This is a genomic window from Pseudanabaena sp. FACHB-1998 (assembly GCF_014696355.1).
In the GTDB taxonomy this organism is placed as follows: Bacteria; Cyanobacteriota; Cyanobacteriia; order Pseudanabaenales; family Pseudanabaenaceae; genus Pseudanabaena.
Genome location: NZ_JACJQA010000003.1, coordinates 367247 through 383212, shown reverse-complemented (window position 1 = coordinate 383212; position 15966 = coordinate 367247). Strand labels below are relative to the sequence as shown.

Annotated in this window: 14 protein-coding genes; 3 read left to right on the top strand and 11 right to left on the bottom strand. The window is 43.1% G+C overall.

The window, feature by feature from the left end; all coding sequences use genetic code 11:
• Positions 1–60: 60 nt before the first annotated feature.
• Together H6F42_RS02140 and H6F42_RS02135 are read right to left on the bottom strand one after the other, a co-directional pair.
• A complete protein-coding gene (locus H6F42_RS02140; protein WP_190397695.1) occupies positions 61–375 on the bottom strand; it encodes a P-II family nitrogen regulator in 315 nt (104 codons plus the stop codon).
• 533 nt (positions 376–908) lie between these two features.
• Positions 909–1895: a sodium-dependent bicarbonate transport family permease gene (locus H6F42_RS02135; RefSeq protein WP_190397694.1), complete on the bottom strand. Its 987-nt coding sequence runs from the start codon at positions 1893–1895 to the stop codon at positions 909–911.
• 215 nt (positions 1896–2110) lie between these two features.
• Here H6F42_RS02135 and H6F42_RS02130 point away from each other — a divergent pair, with 215 nt between their 5' ends.
• The 3 genes from H6F42_RS02130 to H6F42_RS02120 all read left to right on the top strand — a co-directional run bounded on the left by H6F42_RS02130 (position 2111) and on the right by H6F42_RS02120 (position 5437).
• Positions 2111–2797, top strand: coding sequence for a Uma2 family endonuclease (locus H6F42_RS02130; protein ID WP_199288864.1), 687 nt, complete (start codon positions 2111–2113; stop codon positions 2795–2797).
• A gap of 233 nt (positions 2798–3030) precedes the next feature.
• Positions 3031–3651 carry a CPP1-like family protein gene (locus H6F42_RS02125; RefSeq protein WP_190397693.1) on the top strand — a complete coding sequence of 207 codons (621 nt, stop codon included), beginning with the start codon at positions 3031–3033 and terminating at the stop codon, positions 3649–3651.
• Positions 3652–3715: 64 nt separating this feature from the next.
• Positions 3716–5437 carry an NAD+ synthase gene (locus H6F42_RS02120; protein ID WP_190397692.1) on the top strand — a complete coding sequence of 574 codons (1722 nt, stop codon included), beginning with the start codon at positions 3716–3718 and terminating at the stop codon, positions 5435–5437.
• A gap of 49 nt (positions 5438–5486) precedes the next feature.
• Here H6F42_RS02120 and H6F42_RS02115 read toward each other — a convergent pair whose 3' ends face one another.
• The 9 genes from H6F42_RS02115 to H6F42_RS02075 all read right to left on the bottom strand — a co-directional run bounded on the left by H6F42_RS02115 (position 5487) and on the right by H6F42_RS02075 (position 15894).
• Positions 5487–6791 (bottom strand): DNA cytosine methyltransferase, encoded by a 1305-nt coding sequence (locus tag H6F42_RS02115; protein ID WP_190397691.1) that lies wholly within the window; start codon positions 6789–6791, stop codon positions 5487–5489.
• Positions 6792–6996: 205 nt separating this feature from the next.
• A complete protein-coding gene (locus tag H6F42_RS02110) occupies positions 6997–7923 on the bottom strand; it encodes an ABC transporter permease (RefSeq protein ID WP_190397690.1) in 927 nt (308 codons plus the stop codon).
• 87 nt (positions 7924–8010) lie between these two features.
• Complete coding sequence (locus tag H6F42_RS02105) at positions 8011–9099, bottom strand: ABC transporter permease (RefSeq protein WP_190397726.1); 1089 nt, start codon at positions 9097–9099, stop codon at positions 8011–8013.
• A gap of 81 nt (positions 9100–9180) precedes the next feature.
• Positions 9181–10377: a BMP family ABC transporter substrate-binding protein gene (locus tag H6F42_RS02100; RefSeq protein ID WP_190397689.1), complete on the bottom strand. Its 1197-nt coding sequence runs from the start codon at positions 10375–10377 to the stop codon at positions 9181–9183.
• A gap of 226 nt (positions 10378–10603) precedes the next feature.
• Entirely contained in the window at positions 10604–12337 is a 1734-nt protein-coding gene (locus tag H6F42_RS02095) for an iron uptake porin (RefSeq protein ID WP_190397688.1), read from the bottom strand.
• A gap of 146 nt (positions 12338–12483) precedes the next feature.
• Positions 12484–12813, bottom strand: coding sequence for a LapA family protein (locus H6F42_RS02090; RefSeq protein ID WP_190397687.1), 330 nt, complete (start codon positions 12811–12813; stop codon positions 12484–12486).
• A 50-nt stretch (positions 12814–12863) separates the two neighbouring features.
• A complete protein-coding gene (tgt, locus tag H6F42_RS02085) occupies positions 12864–13988 on the bottom strand; it encodes a tRNA guanosine(34) transglycosylase Tgt (RefSeq protein WP_190397725.1) in 1125 nt (374 codons plus the stop codon).
• A gap of 271 nt (positions 13989–14259) precedes the next feature.
• On the bottom strand, positions 14260–14484 hold the full coding sequence (locus H6F42_RS02080; protein WP_190397686.1) for an RNA chaperone Hfq: 225 nt from the start codon (positions 14482–14484) through the stop codon (positions 14260–14262).
• A 276-nt stretch (positions 14485–14760) separates the two neighbouring features.
• Positions 14761–15894, bottom strand: a complete 1134-nt coding sequence (locus H6F42_RS02075) for a tetratricopeptide repeat protein (protein WP_190397685.1) — start codon at positions 15892–15894, stop codon at positions 14761–14763.
• Between the last annotated feature and the right edge of the window lie 72 nt (positions 15895–15966).

The following is a 15966-nucleotide window of genomic DNA, read 5'->3' as shown; positions in this document are numbered from 1 at the left end:
CCAAAATAATAGAAGGTAGGGCTTTGCCCTATCTTCTATTATTTGGAAATTGAAAAATATTTAATTTGAAGTGGCACATTCCACAGAATTAATTGCCATCGTATCGGAGATATAACAAGCACCACCAAATTTATTGATTACAGGTCTTAATTTTTCTACGAGAAGATTCGTCTTATCGGCAAGAAAGAAAGCGATCACATAGTCATTTTCCAGCATACTCATGTCTAGATCTCCAGAATTAGTGCCACTAACTCCTTTCCCCACTACATTCCGAATGACTGTATAGTTTAGAACCCCAACCTTTTCCAAAACCTTGATGATTTTATGGGATTCGACAGAATCCGATACTATTTCGATTCTTTTCACCGCTTGCATAGTTTTATCTCTAATAAGTTAATGAATTCATGAATGATCAATAGGTTGAGCTACTGTTTTCCCAGTGCTACCAAATTAAGAAAAGGCTATGCCTTTTCTTAATTAAAAAACCTTGTACCAAATGAAGAAATGGTGTAGCCATTTCTTCATTGGAAAAACCTTTCGGGATTTGGTATTACTGGGTTTAATTTTTAATTCACAAAAGTGTTGTTACACTTTCGTGAGTTGGGAGGAAGGATTTGTGATGCGTGATTTTGCTCTGCACCACAAATCATTTACTTTAATAATGCTTATTCTTTTAATGGAAAGGAAATAGCAATACTTTTTGGGTCTAAAAATTATGAGTATTAGTTAAAATTATGATCGCTTTTATGGGTAAGGGTGGAAGTTTTGTACTTTATTTAACCTAAGTTCGGACTAATTAACATTTGGTTAGCCTTAAAGCTGCGATACAGAACTTGCTTGGACTAGGGAGATTTTGAACAAGGGGCTTAAGCCCCTTGTTCAAAATCTCCAAACTATACTCTGGGGATTTAGACCCAAAATAAATTAATTACATACAAATACAAGGGGATGCCCACAATAATATTGAAGGGAAATGTCACTGCTAGAGCCGTGGAAACATAAAGGCTTGGATTTGCCTCTGGCACGGTTAAACGCATAGCCGCAGGTACGGCAATATACGAGGCGCTGGCGCACAATACGGCAAATAAAAGCGCATCTCCCTGTGACATCGAGATTAATTTCGCGATCGCAATCCCAATCCCTGAATTTAAAATCGGCATCAAAACGGCAAAAGCAATTAAAAAGATCCCTGTTTTTTGTAAATCCTTAATTCTCTTGGCGGCGACTAATCCCATATCCATCAAGAAGAAAGTCAGCACGCCATAAAACATATCTTGGGTAAAGGGTGACAGGACATGCCAACCTCTTTCACCCGTCAGACAGCCAATTATCAGGCTACCTACCAATAAAAATACCGAACTATTAAGAAATGCTTCGCGGAGAACTTCGCCCCAAGCAAATTCACGGGCTTCGCCTTTTTCGGCTTTTTCGGCGGCAGTAAATAGACTCACAAGGATTAGCCCCACAATAATTGCAGGGGACTCCATCAGAGCCAGAGCCGCTACCATGTAGCCATCAAAGGGAATATTTAACTGGCCCAAAAATGAACTTGCAGTGATAAAGGTAACCGCACTAATTGAGCCATAGGTTGCGGCGATCGCTGCCGCATTGTAGGCATCTAGCTTGATTTTGAGAATGAAAAATGAGTAAACGGGGACAATGCAAGCCATCAGAATTGCGGCAAGCATGGTCAGGATTACTTCTTGGCTAATGCCACTTTTGACAAGCTCCACTCCACCTTTAAAACCGATCGCTAATAGTAAGTAAAGCGAAAACAATTTCGGAATTGGTGGTGGAATTTCTAAATCCGACTTAATCAGGACTGCCAAAATTCCTAAGAAAAAGAACAGGATTGGCGGGTTAAGCACATTAGAAACAATTAGGTCTAAATCCATTTGGACAGATCCATGTATAGGTAAAAGATTTTTTTAAGAACGCAATTTATCGATGATGTCAGTCTACAGAATTCTATGGCGATCGCAATCGTAAATGCGTTATGAGCAACACAACCACACATTATAAACAACCCAAAACTATGGCTCACGCACAGCGTGAGCCATAGTTTTGGGTTGTTTGATAGCATTAAGCAAAGTATTTTCTTTGGGAGATTATGAAGATGACCGCGATCGCCACTCCACCTCTCAAAAATCAAGAGTCAATATCCCAGCCATTCGTTACCGATCAATGGATTAGTGCAACGTGGGACGAATTTGTGCAAATTCTCGAAAATCCTCAATATGTAGACTCCCGATGCTATTACGACAAAAATCAAATTAGGCAAATGAGGATTGAAACTATGCCAGTCGGTTCCGAACACGCAGATGACAATACTCTAATTATATTTGCAATTAGTTTGTACTGCACATTAGCGACTATTCCTGCAAGGGGTTTGACCAATTGTAGTTATACCAAAACTGGATTTCAAGGCTGTCAGCCTGATATCTCTTATTATATTGATGAATCCGCAAGCTTAGCTCCCCGCAGTAACTCTGTTGTGAATCTAGATGAATTTGCAGTTCCTAATTTGGTGATCGAAATATCTAGCTCCACACTCAACGATGATTTAGGCAAAAAACGCTTACTTTATGAACAATTGGGGACTAGTGAATATTGGGTGGTGGATGTCCAAGAGGTGAAAATCTTTGCCTTTGAAATGCTGAGTGGTGGTAGTCGGCAAATTACGGAATCTAAATTATTAGGGGGCTTAGCGATCGCCGATCTGGAAGCAGCATTAAAGCTCAGCCGTGAAAAATCCCAATCAGAAGTCGGAGCTTGGCTAATCCAAAAATATAGCTAGAAGATCCAAAATCCCGTGGCTCACGCGCAGCGTGAGCCACGGGATTTTGGATCTTCTAGCTACTTATCTAAAAGTTGAGATAAGTATTTAAAGCAAACGTTATACTATGTTTAAGCGTTAATATATTTAGTCATTAGGCTGCATAGTATTTTTTATTAATTACCTAGCTGCTTTCTTAGTAGATTTCTAGCGAACTCTACAACACCTTACATCTAAAAAATATAGTTGGAAAAATGAGCGAACCAACTCCCTACGAAAAACTAGGAGTCAACGACGAAGCCTCCTTTGAAGAAGTGCGTGATGCACGCGATCGCCTATTGCGCGAATACGAGGGGGATGAATCTCAACAAGAAGCGATCGAAGTTGCTTACGATGCCATCCTCATGGATCGTTTACGCGCCCGTAAAGAAGGCAAAATTGCTGTACCCGATCGCATTCGTTATCCTGAACGCCTTTCTACAGCTATCCCTGCGGCTTTACAAAATAATGCCCAGCGCCGCACTCCCTCTTGGCTATCAAGGTTATTAGACAACCCCAGCCCCAAAGATATTTATATTTCACTAGGGATTTTTTCAGGACTAGGCGTAATCAGCTTTTTTGTGCCAGCAGCAACCACAACTTGGCTATCCTTTGGCTTGATTGTCAGTGTTTATTTACTAACTCGCAAAGAAAACCGCTTTGGACGCGCATTACTGATTTCTTTGTCGGGGATCACTGTAGGCGTGGGGCTTGCAGCTTTGACTAATCAAGTATTAGTCCTGTCTCGTTTAGTTAGTGATAGCTTTTTCCCTAGCCCCATCCAAATGGCGATCATCTTGTTGGTGATGTGGCTTCACGCTTGTTTTTTACGTTAAAAATCAATTTGAGATGCAAAGGCATACCCTTAAGGTGTGCCTTTGATATTTTGGTAAGCAAATTATGACAATAGGCAATGCGAAGTTTGGGATCGCGCAACTTAATCCTCTAATTGGTGATTTAGTGGGCAATTGCGATCGCCTATTGTCCGCAGTTCAGAAATTAGCATCGCAGGATGTGCAGTTAGTGGTCACATCGGAATTATCGATTTGTGGATATCCACCTCGCGATCTTTTGATGAATCAGCGATTTGTATCCGACATGGAATCAGCGATCGCCGATCTTGCTCAAAACCTGCCCCATGATGTTGCAGTGCTAGTGGGTACGGTTTCACGAAATCCCAATGCTAGCAAAATGGGGGGCAAGCCTTTATTTAATAGTGCCGCTTTGTTGCAAGATGGCAAAGTTAGGCAAATTTTTCATAAGCGGCTATTACCGACCTACGATGTATTTGACGAAGATCGTTATTTTGAGGCGGGGCATGGGAGTGAAGTTTTTACCTTAAAGCTTAGGGATCAAACGTTGCTGCGGGTAGGGGTAACAATTTGCGAGGATATTTGGAACGATGAGATTTTTTGGGGCAAGCGCAGTTATGCCAATGATCCTGTAGCGGATTTAGTAGAAAAGGATGTTGACCTGCTCGTAAATCTTTCTGCTTCTCCCTATGCGGTGGGTAAACAGAAATTGCGTCAATCGATGCTCAGCCATAGTGCGATTGTCCATAATCTACCTCTGATCTATGTCAATCAAGTAGGGGCTAATGATGATTTGATTTTTGATGGGCGCAGTATGGCTTTTAACCATAAGGGGGCGATCGTTGGTCGGGCTAAGTGTTTTGAAGAAGACTTAATGGTGATTAGTTTTAATGAAGGGGAATATCGCCATAATTCCAATATTCATGAAAATCATGAGCATGATGATGCGGAAATCTTTGCGGCTCTGGTATTAGGGGTACGCGACTATGTGCAGAAATGTCATTTTCAAAAGGTGGTGATTGGCTTGAGTGGTGGCATTGACTCGGCTCTAGTGGCGGCGATCGCTACCGAAGCGATCGGCAAAGAGAATGTTTTAGGCGTACTGATGCCTTCGCCCTACAGTTCCAGTCATTCCATTACCGACGCGATCGCCCTAGCCAAAAATCTAGGAATTTCCACAAAAACGATTCCCATCCAGTCGATGATGGAAGCCTTCGAGGCAAGTTTGGCGGAGCTATTTAGCGATCGCTCCAGTGATGTGACAGAAGAGAATTTGCAATCGCGGATTCGTGGCAGTTTGCTGATGGCGATTTCTAATAAGTTTGGTCATTTGTTACTATCTACGGGCAATAAATCCGAAGTGTCAGTCGGATACTGCACTCTCTATGGTGATATGAATGGCGGACTTGCAGCGATCGCTGATGTTCCTAAAACGCGAGTATTTTCCATTTGTGAATGGCTAAATTTGACTAGTTCTCCTTTGAAAATCAAGCAGCATGGAAAGGAAGTAATTCCCATTAACATCATCATCAAGCCGCCAAGTGCTGAACTTAAGCCCGATCAACTCGACCAAGATTCTCTTCCTCCCTACGATATTCTCGATGATATTTTGCATAAGCTAATTAACCAGCATCTGTCTGCTGCGGAAATCATTGCTTCAGGACATGATCAAGCGATCGTCGATCGCGTAGTGCGTCTAGTCAAAATAGCCGAATTCAAACGCCGCCAATCAGCCCCGGGTTTAAGAATTACCGATCGCGCCTTTGGCTCTGGCTGGCGAATGCCCATCGCCAGTAAAGTTACGCCTTAGAATAAGCCCAAAATGGCTTAGCTTTTTGGAATTACACTGGGTTTGAATTTTAATTTGCAAAAGTGCTGTAACAATTTTTAACTCTCGGTGCAATCACATGGGAACTAACAGCATATTTTTTTGCAGCTTCTATCATTTTCATCTGTAAAAGATGCTCATTGCCTAAATAAATTGTTTGTTCTGGAATTCGCGGATTTGCACCGATAACTTCTATTAACTGCCTAGCGACAGCCCTTGCCAGCAGAGGTGGTACAGAGTTACCGATTTGGCGAAATCCATGCCATTTAGTACTGTGAAAGCGAAACCAATCGGGATAAGAATGAATTCGGGCGGCTTCGCGAACGGTAATACATCGGGGTTGATAGGGATGAATCGGACGGGGAGCCGTAAAAGCCCCTCTATTACTGGGAGTTCCTGCCCTCAATGTATTACAAATACCTTCGGGATCGAGCTTCAAAAAACGGCTAACCTTCTCTATTTCACCATTAGCAGTCAAACGGAATCTAGCGATCGTTTTATCATTATGAAGAACGCCAATACTGGAGGTTAGGATTTGAGTGTTATAAATACGGGGATAGGATAAATTATGAGGTTCTATCTGCAATCCACGTAAATATTTAGCATAAGTACTCTGAGGTGTTTTGTAATCTGCCACACACCAATCGCGATCGCGTAGTTCTGGATATTGGGAAATATCTGGTAAATCAGCGATCGCTTCTTTTACCGTCGGACTGTCTGATAGATTCACAAGCTCTTTAGGAATACGTTTGGCTTTAGCGGGCTTGGTAATCGGTGAGGGGTAATTGGGAAGTGCTAAATCTTGACGACAGCCGATCAGGAATAATCTTTCTCGATGTTGAGGAATTCCAAAATGTGATGCATTGAGGACTCTATACTCTTTGAGAACCTTGTAGCCTTGCTGATTAAAGCTCTCGATTACTTCATCTAAAAATTGGCGATGTTTACCCAATGTTAAGCCTTTCACATTTTCCATCACAAAGTATTTAGCATTTAGTTCGATGACTAAACGCATAAAGTGAGAAACCAGTTGATTGCGCGGATCATCAAAAGCGCGCTTTCCCATCAATGAGAATCCTTGGCAAGGTGGTCCCCCAAAAACTACATCAACTTCGCGATCGCCTATGGTGGATCTTGTGCGAATATTATCCCCAGATATTTCCGTAACGCTTGCACAGATTGCCGACCACTCTGGGAAATTATACTCGTGGGTAGCGCAGTGAATAGGATCGATTTCAACAGCAGCAAGTACATCAAATCCTGCTTGCTCGAATCCTAAAGTCATCCCGCCTACGCCCGCAAACAAATCCACAGCGATCGGTCTTTGATTTCCCATAATCCACAAAGCATCTAGATATCAGCACAAGAAGCCTATTGTAGTATAAAACCTAATAATAGAAGAGGGACGCTTAGCGTCCCTCTTCTATTATTAGGTTTTTACACCAAATCACGAAAGTGTGACAACACTTTTGTGATTTTAAAACCAAACCCTGTAATGCTTTTTAAATGAATAAATGGCGTAGCCATTTATTCATTTGGTATCACTCGTTTGTACCTAATGCGCCGGGAGAACCAGTTAAAGTTCGACGAGGTGAACAGGTGGCGATCGTAATGATTAAGGTCAAGATATAGGGAGCAGCGTTAAACAAATAGCGATAGGAGCTAACGCCCACTGCTTGCAAAGACGGACCGATCGCTTGAGCGCCACCAAATAAAAGAGCCGCCCATAGACAATTAACAGGTTGCCATCGCCCAAAAATTACCAGCGCTACCGCCATTAAACCTTGTCCGCTAGAGATGCGCTCTGACCATAATCCGGGGTAATAGAGCGATAAACAAGCGCCGCCGATCCCAGCCAAGAAACTACCTGCCACGATCGCGCCAGTCCGCACACCCACCACCGAAATACCCATCGCTCTAGCAGCACTGGGGCTATCGCCAACAGCGCGGACATACAAGCCCCAGCGAGTAGAACTAAAGAACCATTGCATTAAAGGGGCGATCGCAATGCCAATTAAAAGCAAAGGACTGACTTTGAGAGCTTCTTGGACTTGAGGATAACTGCTCCAACCACCTAGATCTAAGACAGGCAGAGGAATCGCTTTGGGTTGAATAAAAGCTTTGCCAAAGAAAAAAGCAATGCCACTGCCAAAAATAATCATCGCGATCCCAACAGCGACATCGCTCACCCTCGGACGTTGCGATAGCCAAGCATGAATCAACCCTAATCCCACACCAGCCATACCTGCTGCAAGCACTCCTAACCAAGGCGATTTTGTCAAATAGGAAACCGCATAGGCAGTCATCGCTCCAGTGAGCAATGTCCCTTCCAGCCCAAGATTGATTTTGCCAGCTTTTTCTGTTAGACATTCACCTAAGCTTACAAAGAGAAAAGGAGCGCTACCTCTAAGAGTTCCAGCGACGATCGCTAAAGGTACGCTCATCCAACCAAGTGTATCGTCTGTCATAGTTTTTAATTTAGCTTTTAGCTTTTGGCTTTTAGCTTTTAGGGTTCTTAGTTATCATTTATAGTCTTCTTTAGAAGCTATTAGCTTCTAAACCACAGTTGCCGAAGCATCAATTTTCACTTCAGGTTCCCGATCTTTAAAGAAGTCTAAACGACCATAAAGGGATTCACTAAAGAGAATGGCAAGAAATACAATTCCTTGGAAAAGCAGAACCGTTGCGTCGGGCAATCCAAACGATCGCTGTAAGGCACTACCACTAGCGAGAATGCCACCCATCAAGACTGCCACTAGAACTGCAACCAGAGGATTTTGTCTGGCAATAAAAGCGACCAGAATACCGCTATATCCATAGTCGGCATTAAGGGAAGCATTGGCGCTACCGTGGATTGCGGCAATTTCTACCATCCCAGCTAAACCTGCACAAGAACCACCCAAAAATGAAACGATTAGGGTGAGTTTGCCGACTGGTAAGCCTGCAATTTTAGCGGCGCGAATATTGCCGCCTACAGTTCGTACCGCAAAGCCAAAGGTGGTGCGCTGAATGAGGAAATAGGCGATCGCGCAGGCAACTAAGCCATAAATTAATCCATAGTGAACTCGCGAGTTAGGAATACTCTGGAGCATATTGACGGCGGCTAAGGGAAAAGTAGAGGGCTTGTTTAAGCTCGAAGGATCGCGCATTGGACCTTCAACTAAAGTATTTAGCAAGGCGATCGCAATGTAGTTCATCAACAAACTACTAATGGTTTCATTTACACCGCGATAGTACTTAATTGCGCCGACAAACATAATCCAGATACCGCCAGCGATAATTCCTGCCAGTGCCATCGAGATTTGTACAATTAGCGGAGGTAATGAGGCTAAAGCTAGCCCCATCGCGATCGCGCCCAAACCGCCAACAATTAAAGCTCCTTCATTACCAATAATCGTTAAGCCCAACATCGCAGGCAGAGCCGTACATAAAGATGTAAGCATCAAGGGTGCGGATCGAATCAGCGTACCTTGCCAAGAGAAACTATTGCCAAAAGCTGATTGATAGATAGTTCCATAAATAGCTATTGGGTTTTTACCCTGTACGGCACAGAAAATTCCAAACACAACTAAGGAAGCAATAACTGCTCCAATGGGAATGAGAATATTCTCAGATGTCGAACGCCAGCGATCGCGTAAATTCATATACTTATAGCTGTTTTGCAATGGTTGATATCCCAATCACAAATAAGAAGCGCCTAGCGCTTCTTATTTGTGTGATTAAAGTTAGCTCTTAACGCTACCGATAACTCCTTCCACAAACCAATCCATCTTTTCTAGATCTAGATCGGTCTGCTTATACTCCTTACCCTTGGCAATCACCACCTTACCAGTGTTGTCCTTAATCTCACCAGCATAGATCACCATGCTGCCATCCATAAACTTCGCCATGACCTTCTCGGCTTCCTTCTTAGTTGCTGCACTAACAGCACTACCAAAAGGCGATACCTTACAGAATTTCTCCTTCAGACCACCACGCAATAGGTGAGGAATTCCTCCGTCGGTTACAGATTTACCAGCCTTAAACCATTCCACATATTGGGTATATACACTAGTCCAATCCCACTCAGCACCTGTCAAATAGCCATTAGGAGCCAGCTTGGTCTGATTAGCATGATAACCAGTACAGAAAATCTTGCGCTTCTCCGCTGTTTCCATTACCACCTTGGGACTATCTACGTGACAGGTCAATACATCTACACCTTGATCCACCATGCTGTTAGCAGCTTCCGCTTCTTTAACAGGAACCGACCAATCACCCGTGAAAATGACTTGAACTGTGGCTTTAGGATTAACACTGCGAGCGCCTAAAGTGTAGCTATTAATGTTGCGAACTACCTGAGGGATTGGTTTCGCAGCTACAAAGCCTAACTTACCAGACTTAGTAGTCAAACCAGCAACTACGCCAGCGACATATTCAGCTTCATCAATGTAGCCATAGTAGCTACCAATATTCTTGGGGTGTTTACCTTCCGTATACATCCCGCCGCAATGGAAAAATTGCACTTTAGGATTATCTGCGGCAACCTTAAGGATGTGAGGATCGAAATAACCAAAAGATGTCGGAAACAATGCTGTGACAGCGTTTTGATTAATCATACTCAGCATAGTTTCTTGAACTGTTGCTGTTTCGGCTACACTTGCCTCACTCACTGTTTTGATATTCGGCAACTTAGCGATCGCGGTCTCGCCTTCAAAGTGAGCTTGACTATAACCATAATCATCTTTAGGTCCAACATAGATAAATCCAATGTTTAGCAAAGCTGCTGCGGGCGAACCTGATGTACCTGTAGCTCCAGTAGTGGCTGTATTGGTTGGAGCTTGTTCGGAACAGCCTACCCAAAGTTGAGAAGTTGCTCCAAAGGCTGCTGTAGCGAGCGCGCCTCGGATAAACTTGCGACGAGGAATATAGAGTGGACTCATGCCTTCACACCTTTTAACGATTGAATATTCTAGGAGCTAAGAAAAATGAAAAACGCAAATACCTATCAATCAGAAGTTAGCAAACATCATTTAGAACAAATGTATCACCAACTACCTGTAATATCGATTCCCAAAAGAGTAGCGACACTTTTATTAGGAACCCAAAAACAAAATAGAAGGACGCACAAAGCACATCCTTCTATTTTGGAGAGTTTACAATTCGTGATTAGAAGCTGAAGACTGCCTGCAAGTTACCAACAAACACAGTAGGATTGCTACTGAAGTTGTTAGGACTGAAAATGGTGTAGAAAGAAGGTACTAGAGAAACATTCTTCGTTACAGGTAAAACGTAAGAAAACTCTAGGTCGTACTGTGTACCGCCATCACCAGCACCAGATATTAGAGAACTCTTGCCGCTAGTAAAGTTAAAGGGCATTCCGAAGGAAATCATCGCTAGAGCGCCTTCTTTAAAGAGATCGGGGAAAGCAGCACCAACTTGGAAAGTTTGGGTAACAACATTGCTAGAACCACCAATAGCTAGATTGATGTTAGAAGTGCTGTAGCCATAGCGACCAAACAAGCCAAATCCTTTAGCAAGCAGCCAATCAAAGTTAGCAGCAAATACATCGGACTGAGCATTATTCGCGCCTGCTACTGTACCGGGAAGAGAGGGCGTAAAGCCAACGCCGCCAACAAGACCACCACCAAAGCTAGCAATATTTGTACGGCTATAGAGCAAGCGGAGCTTAAATGCATCACTTGGTTTGAAGCCTAACTCAGCTGTCACTGCATTGTTACCACCGAACAATCCGCTGGTGGGCGATGCGGCGGAGGTTCCAGAAGGACCAGGACCAAATTCATTGCTTTCTGACAAGTAACCAACTTTGAAGTCAAATTGGTTGCCCAGAGGAGTCATGAATACAGCACCAGCACCACGCTTTGCATTGCTCAATAAGGTGCTGTTGATGGAGTTGAAGCTAGTATTCCAAGGATAGATAAACCGAATACCATCGAAGTACTTGTAGAAGTTGACGCGAGGACCAACAACTAAAGTTGCTTTCTCAAATACTGGGAAGGAGTAAGACAATTCACGCAATACGAAAGTATTAGCACTTGCACCAGAGGTTTGATCGGTGAATGGAACGCCTGTGGAATTGAAGAAACCACTTGTAAGAGGTGTGTAGTTGTTGAAAGGAGATGTACCGTTACCAACAGCTAACTGTGTGATTAAAGAGTCTTTACCTGTGAAAGAGGTATTTAAGGTGAGCCACACCAAGCCACTCATGGTCACGTTTGGAGTCTTAGCAATAGCGCCCGTAGGATCTTTAACTGCATTATTGCCTGAAACACCAGTTACGTTGAAGAAAGCCAATCCACTTAACTTAGTGGTTGTAGAGAACTGTTGAGCTTCTAGCTTAGCAACCTTCGCATCCAGAGCATCTACACGACCACGGAGGGTAGCAAGTTCAGAGGCAAACTCTTCTTGGAGTTTTTGTAAGGTGGCAAGGTCTTCTTTACTGACCTTGTCGGCTAAACCTGCGGAAATGATTTCATTGATCTTGTCTAAACAAGCATTCAAACCTGCGGCAAATTCATAGCGGCTGGTTGCTTGCTTACCACGGAATGTGCGATCAGGATAACCTGCAATACATCCATAGCGTTCTACCAAAGACTGTAGTGCGGTAAAAGCCCAATCTGTAGGCTTAACATCGCTCAGTTGAGAAACGGAAGTAACGTTTTGAGCTACTTCTTTGGGGCGGTTCAATTCTGTATTGATAGCACGGATAGTTTCTGATTCATTCAGCTTTACTTCCGTAGTAGGCATCGAAGATTGAACTACTGGAGCAGAAGCAACGCTTTGAGATTGTACTTGTGCGTTTTTTGTCTCCGCCTGCGCGCCTGTAGCTGAGGCTAGCAGACTCAGACCAAGTAGAACTGAGATATTGCTGATTTTTTTCATACCATCACACCAATTAAAAATGCATTTGTTACATATGAAATACTAAATAGTTTTTTATGACTACAATATTCTTGCATAGTAACAATAATCCTGACTTTTGAAAGTTAACAAAAGCCGTCCAACACAAATGTATTTAAGAATACATTCTATTCCCAGTCCTCATTCCAATCATCATCAAAGTCATCTTTATATTGTGCTTTTTTCTTTGTAAATTCATTTTTAATTTTGGTTTGTTGTTGTTTTGGTTGTTGATTGGAGAAGGGTATTTTCGAGTTAACTTTTGAGTTTTTATTAATGTTAGGTAGGGTAAATTTTATCGATGTTTGGGATATTGTCGTCAGTGAAGTCATCAATACTGCGCCAATTCCTGCACAAAAAATTAGCACAAGTCCTAAAGGCAACCTAATCGACTCTAATGAACCCAGTCTAATTGTCACAGGAAATATATTTTGACTTGCAAATATGGCTATTCCCATTGAGCCGATCCAGATACAGAAATAGAGTAATAGGCGAAACATGCTTGTTTTTATTTGCTAGTAAAGTTTTCAGATGTTAGATAGTGACCAAACTGCTCTACAAATCTATTTTCAATAATTGCTTGACGCATTTGTTGGGTAAATCTGATTAATTCGGTAATGTTGTGGATTGATAGCAATGTGTATCCAAGTATTTCTTGCGATCGCACTAAATGACTCAGATAAGCACGCGAGAAGTTTTGGCAGGCGTAACAAGGACAGTCCTGATCTAGTTTTTCGTAGTCACGTTTAAATTTTTGATTCTTCAGATTCCAGCGATCGCCTTTGACTAGAGCAACGCTATGACGGGCTAGGCGTGTGGGAATGACGCAATCAAATAAGTCTATGCCTGAAGCAACTGCTTGAGCCATTTCTTTATATGTACCAACGCCCATGAGATAGCGAGGTTTGTTATTTGGCAGGAGAGGGGTAATGGCTTTAACAATCTTTTCGATGAGTTCGGGAGGTTCACCAACACTTACGCCGCCGATCGCATACCCAGGTAAGTCAAATTGAATGAGTTCTCTAGCCGACTGTTGACGCAGATCTAGATAAACTCCGCCTTGAATGATGCCAAATAGAGCTTGAACATCTTGACGATCATGGGCTTTGATACAGCGTTCTAGCCATCGAGTAGTGCGTTGACCTGCAAGCTTCACGGCTTCATAGGTGGCGGGATAGGGAGCACACTCATCAAATGCCATGATTACATCCGCTCCCAGTTGGTTCTGGATTTGGATAGATTTCTCAGGTGTGAGGTTAATCATGTTGCCTTCGCGAGGCGATCGAAACTTTACCCCTTCCTCACTAATGGAGCGAATTTCACTGAGGCTAAATACTTGAAAACCGCCCGAATCCGTAAGAATCGGTCCATCCCAATTCATAAATTTGTGTAAGCCCCCTGCCTCTGCGACGACATCTTCCCCAGGTTGCAGATGCAGATGATAGGTATTGGCGAGTACCATTTCCGCTTGGCAGTCTTTGAGTTGTGTGGGCGTGACAGTTTTCACATTTGCTAATGTGCCAACAGGCATAAACCGAGGTGTATGCACGATTCCGTGGGGGGTGTGAAACTGCCCAACTCTGGCTTCAGTGTGGCAGCATTGACACTCTAATTTAAAAGTAAAGTTATTCAGAGCTTACAATCCTTATTACAAACTTAATCTAGCGGTTTTATAGCTGTGGTCACTTGGATTAGGATAAATCAAAACCCAGAAAGCGAGTTGCGGCGCTTCGCGCCATCACTCGCTTTCTGGGTTTGTGTCTTAACAAGAATGGCGACAGCTATAAAATGAATAATTATACCAATTCCTCTACTCCCTTCCCAGTATTAAAACCCAAGGGATTAGCATTGCGGCGCGAAGCGCCGCAATGCTAATCCCTTGGGTTTGGAGGGAGTAACTTTCTTTAGCCTTTGATAAAAGCGATCGCATGTTGCCAGATCACAATTTTATGTCCCGATGCATCCATACAGAGGCATTGGTCATCAATCCATACAATTCTGCCTCGTAGTTGATCTCCTGTGAGTAGTTTGATTTCAACTTCGTTTTTGTCGCGAATAATGCTATGAATGCGACGAATACTTGGAAGAGAGGTGTTGAGTCCGATTTTGGTTGCAGTTGGTGCGCTCATCGTCTTACCTGTGACAGTTTTACGAATATTATCATCTTAATCTGGATTAAATTACGCTCTTGATTATTTGCTTTTGAGATATAGCAGTGTAAGTTTTGCTTAGGACATAAAACCCAAAAAGCGAGTTGCGGCGCTTCGCGCCGCAACTCGCTTTTTGGGTTTTGGTTTGTACTGGCTAACTCTGGCTTTGCTATAGCAAAGCAAGTTTACTTACTCCATTTCCACCCAAGGATTAGCGTTGCAGCGCGAAGCGGCATAACGTTAATCCTTGGGATTTTAGCTAGCGAGATGGGGATAATTGAAAATAGTGCTGCTATATAACTGGAAACAGTTATCCCATAGACTCGGTTTAAACCGATCTAGCTTGATATGGGTTTCTGCGATCGCTTGCAAAAATTCAGGATAGCTCATCGACATCTCCGCAAAATTCTGAAAATCAGAAGCAATCTTGGCGGTGGTGATGGTCTGCCCTAACCATTTGCTTAACTCCGTCCAATGCTCTTGAACGGTTGGGGGAATATGCTCTAGCGATCGCTTAACTAACAGTTGCAGTCCCACCTCAAAGCGATAGTGATTATCATGAAAGCGCAAAATACATCCGCGATCGCTTTGCTTGCCATTCACCCTGTAAGTTTGTAAATGCAGATCACAGATATGCACCCGATCTAAAATCTGTTCTTTTCTCGCCAGCTTGTGCTTCGCATCTACTATGACCACCTCCCCAAAGGTGGGTAAAATCCCTTCTACCTTTGTGATGACATCTTGAGGGGTAAAAGCGATTTCATCGGTATTAGCGATCGCCCGCACCTGTGGCTCACCATGGTGATTAATTTGGTTTTGGCTAAAGTACTCAACTTTATAGATGGGTATTTGCGAGATCTTATCTAGACTCAGCCAAATCGTAGCAACCCCATAGCTTTGTAATTCTTCGCCATAGGCTTGCATTTCTGCTAACGAGCCAATGCGAATAATTTTCGGATGGCGATTTGGGATTTTAAACCTTGCTGTATAGGGATCGGTACGGAAGACTCTCGCCAGTTTCGCGATCGCCCAATCTTTCTGCTCCGCAGCTACGGGCAACAAAGCTAAATAAGCCAGACTAGAGCCACCTTCAAGCTTTAAGATATCATCGACCTTGGCTTGACGTGCATTAACCTCAGCCATTTCGATCGCAAGCAAGCCATGTCTAGCCTGTGAAATCAAATGAGCAGGTAACTGAGCCTTAAGCAGACTACGAAAAATTGTTTCCGCCTCACTGGTATGACCAGTGGCGTAATATAGGCGACCTTTCAAAATCTGTAACTGCGGTTCGTCAGGATAATCGGACAGCAATTGCTGAAGCGTTGCTGAAGCGGCGGAGAACTGTTTATGAGCGAACTGACTCTCAAACGCAGCTACAAGATTTTGCATGGAGGCTTACGACGGACATAACGAGGGACATCTTTACTAAAAATCAAACCTGAAAATCAAACTGAGAGTCAA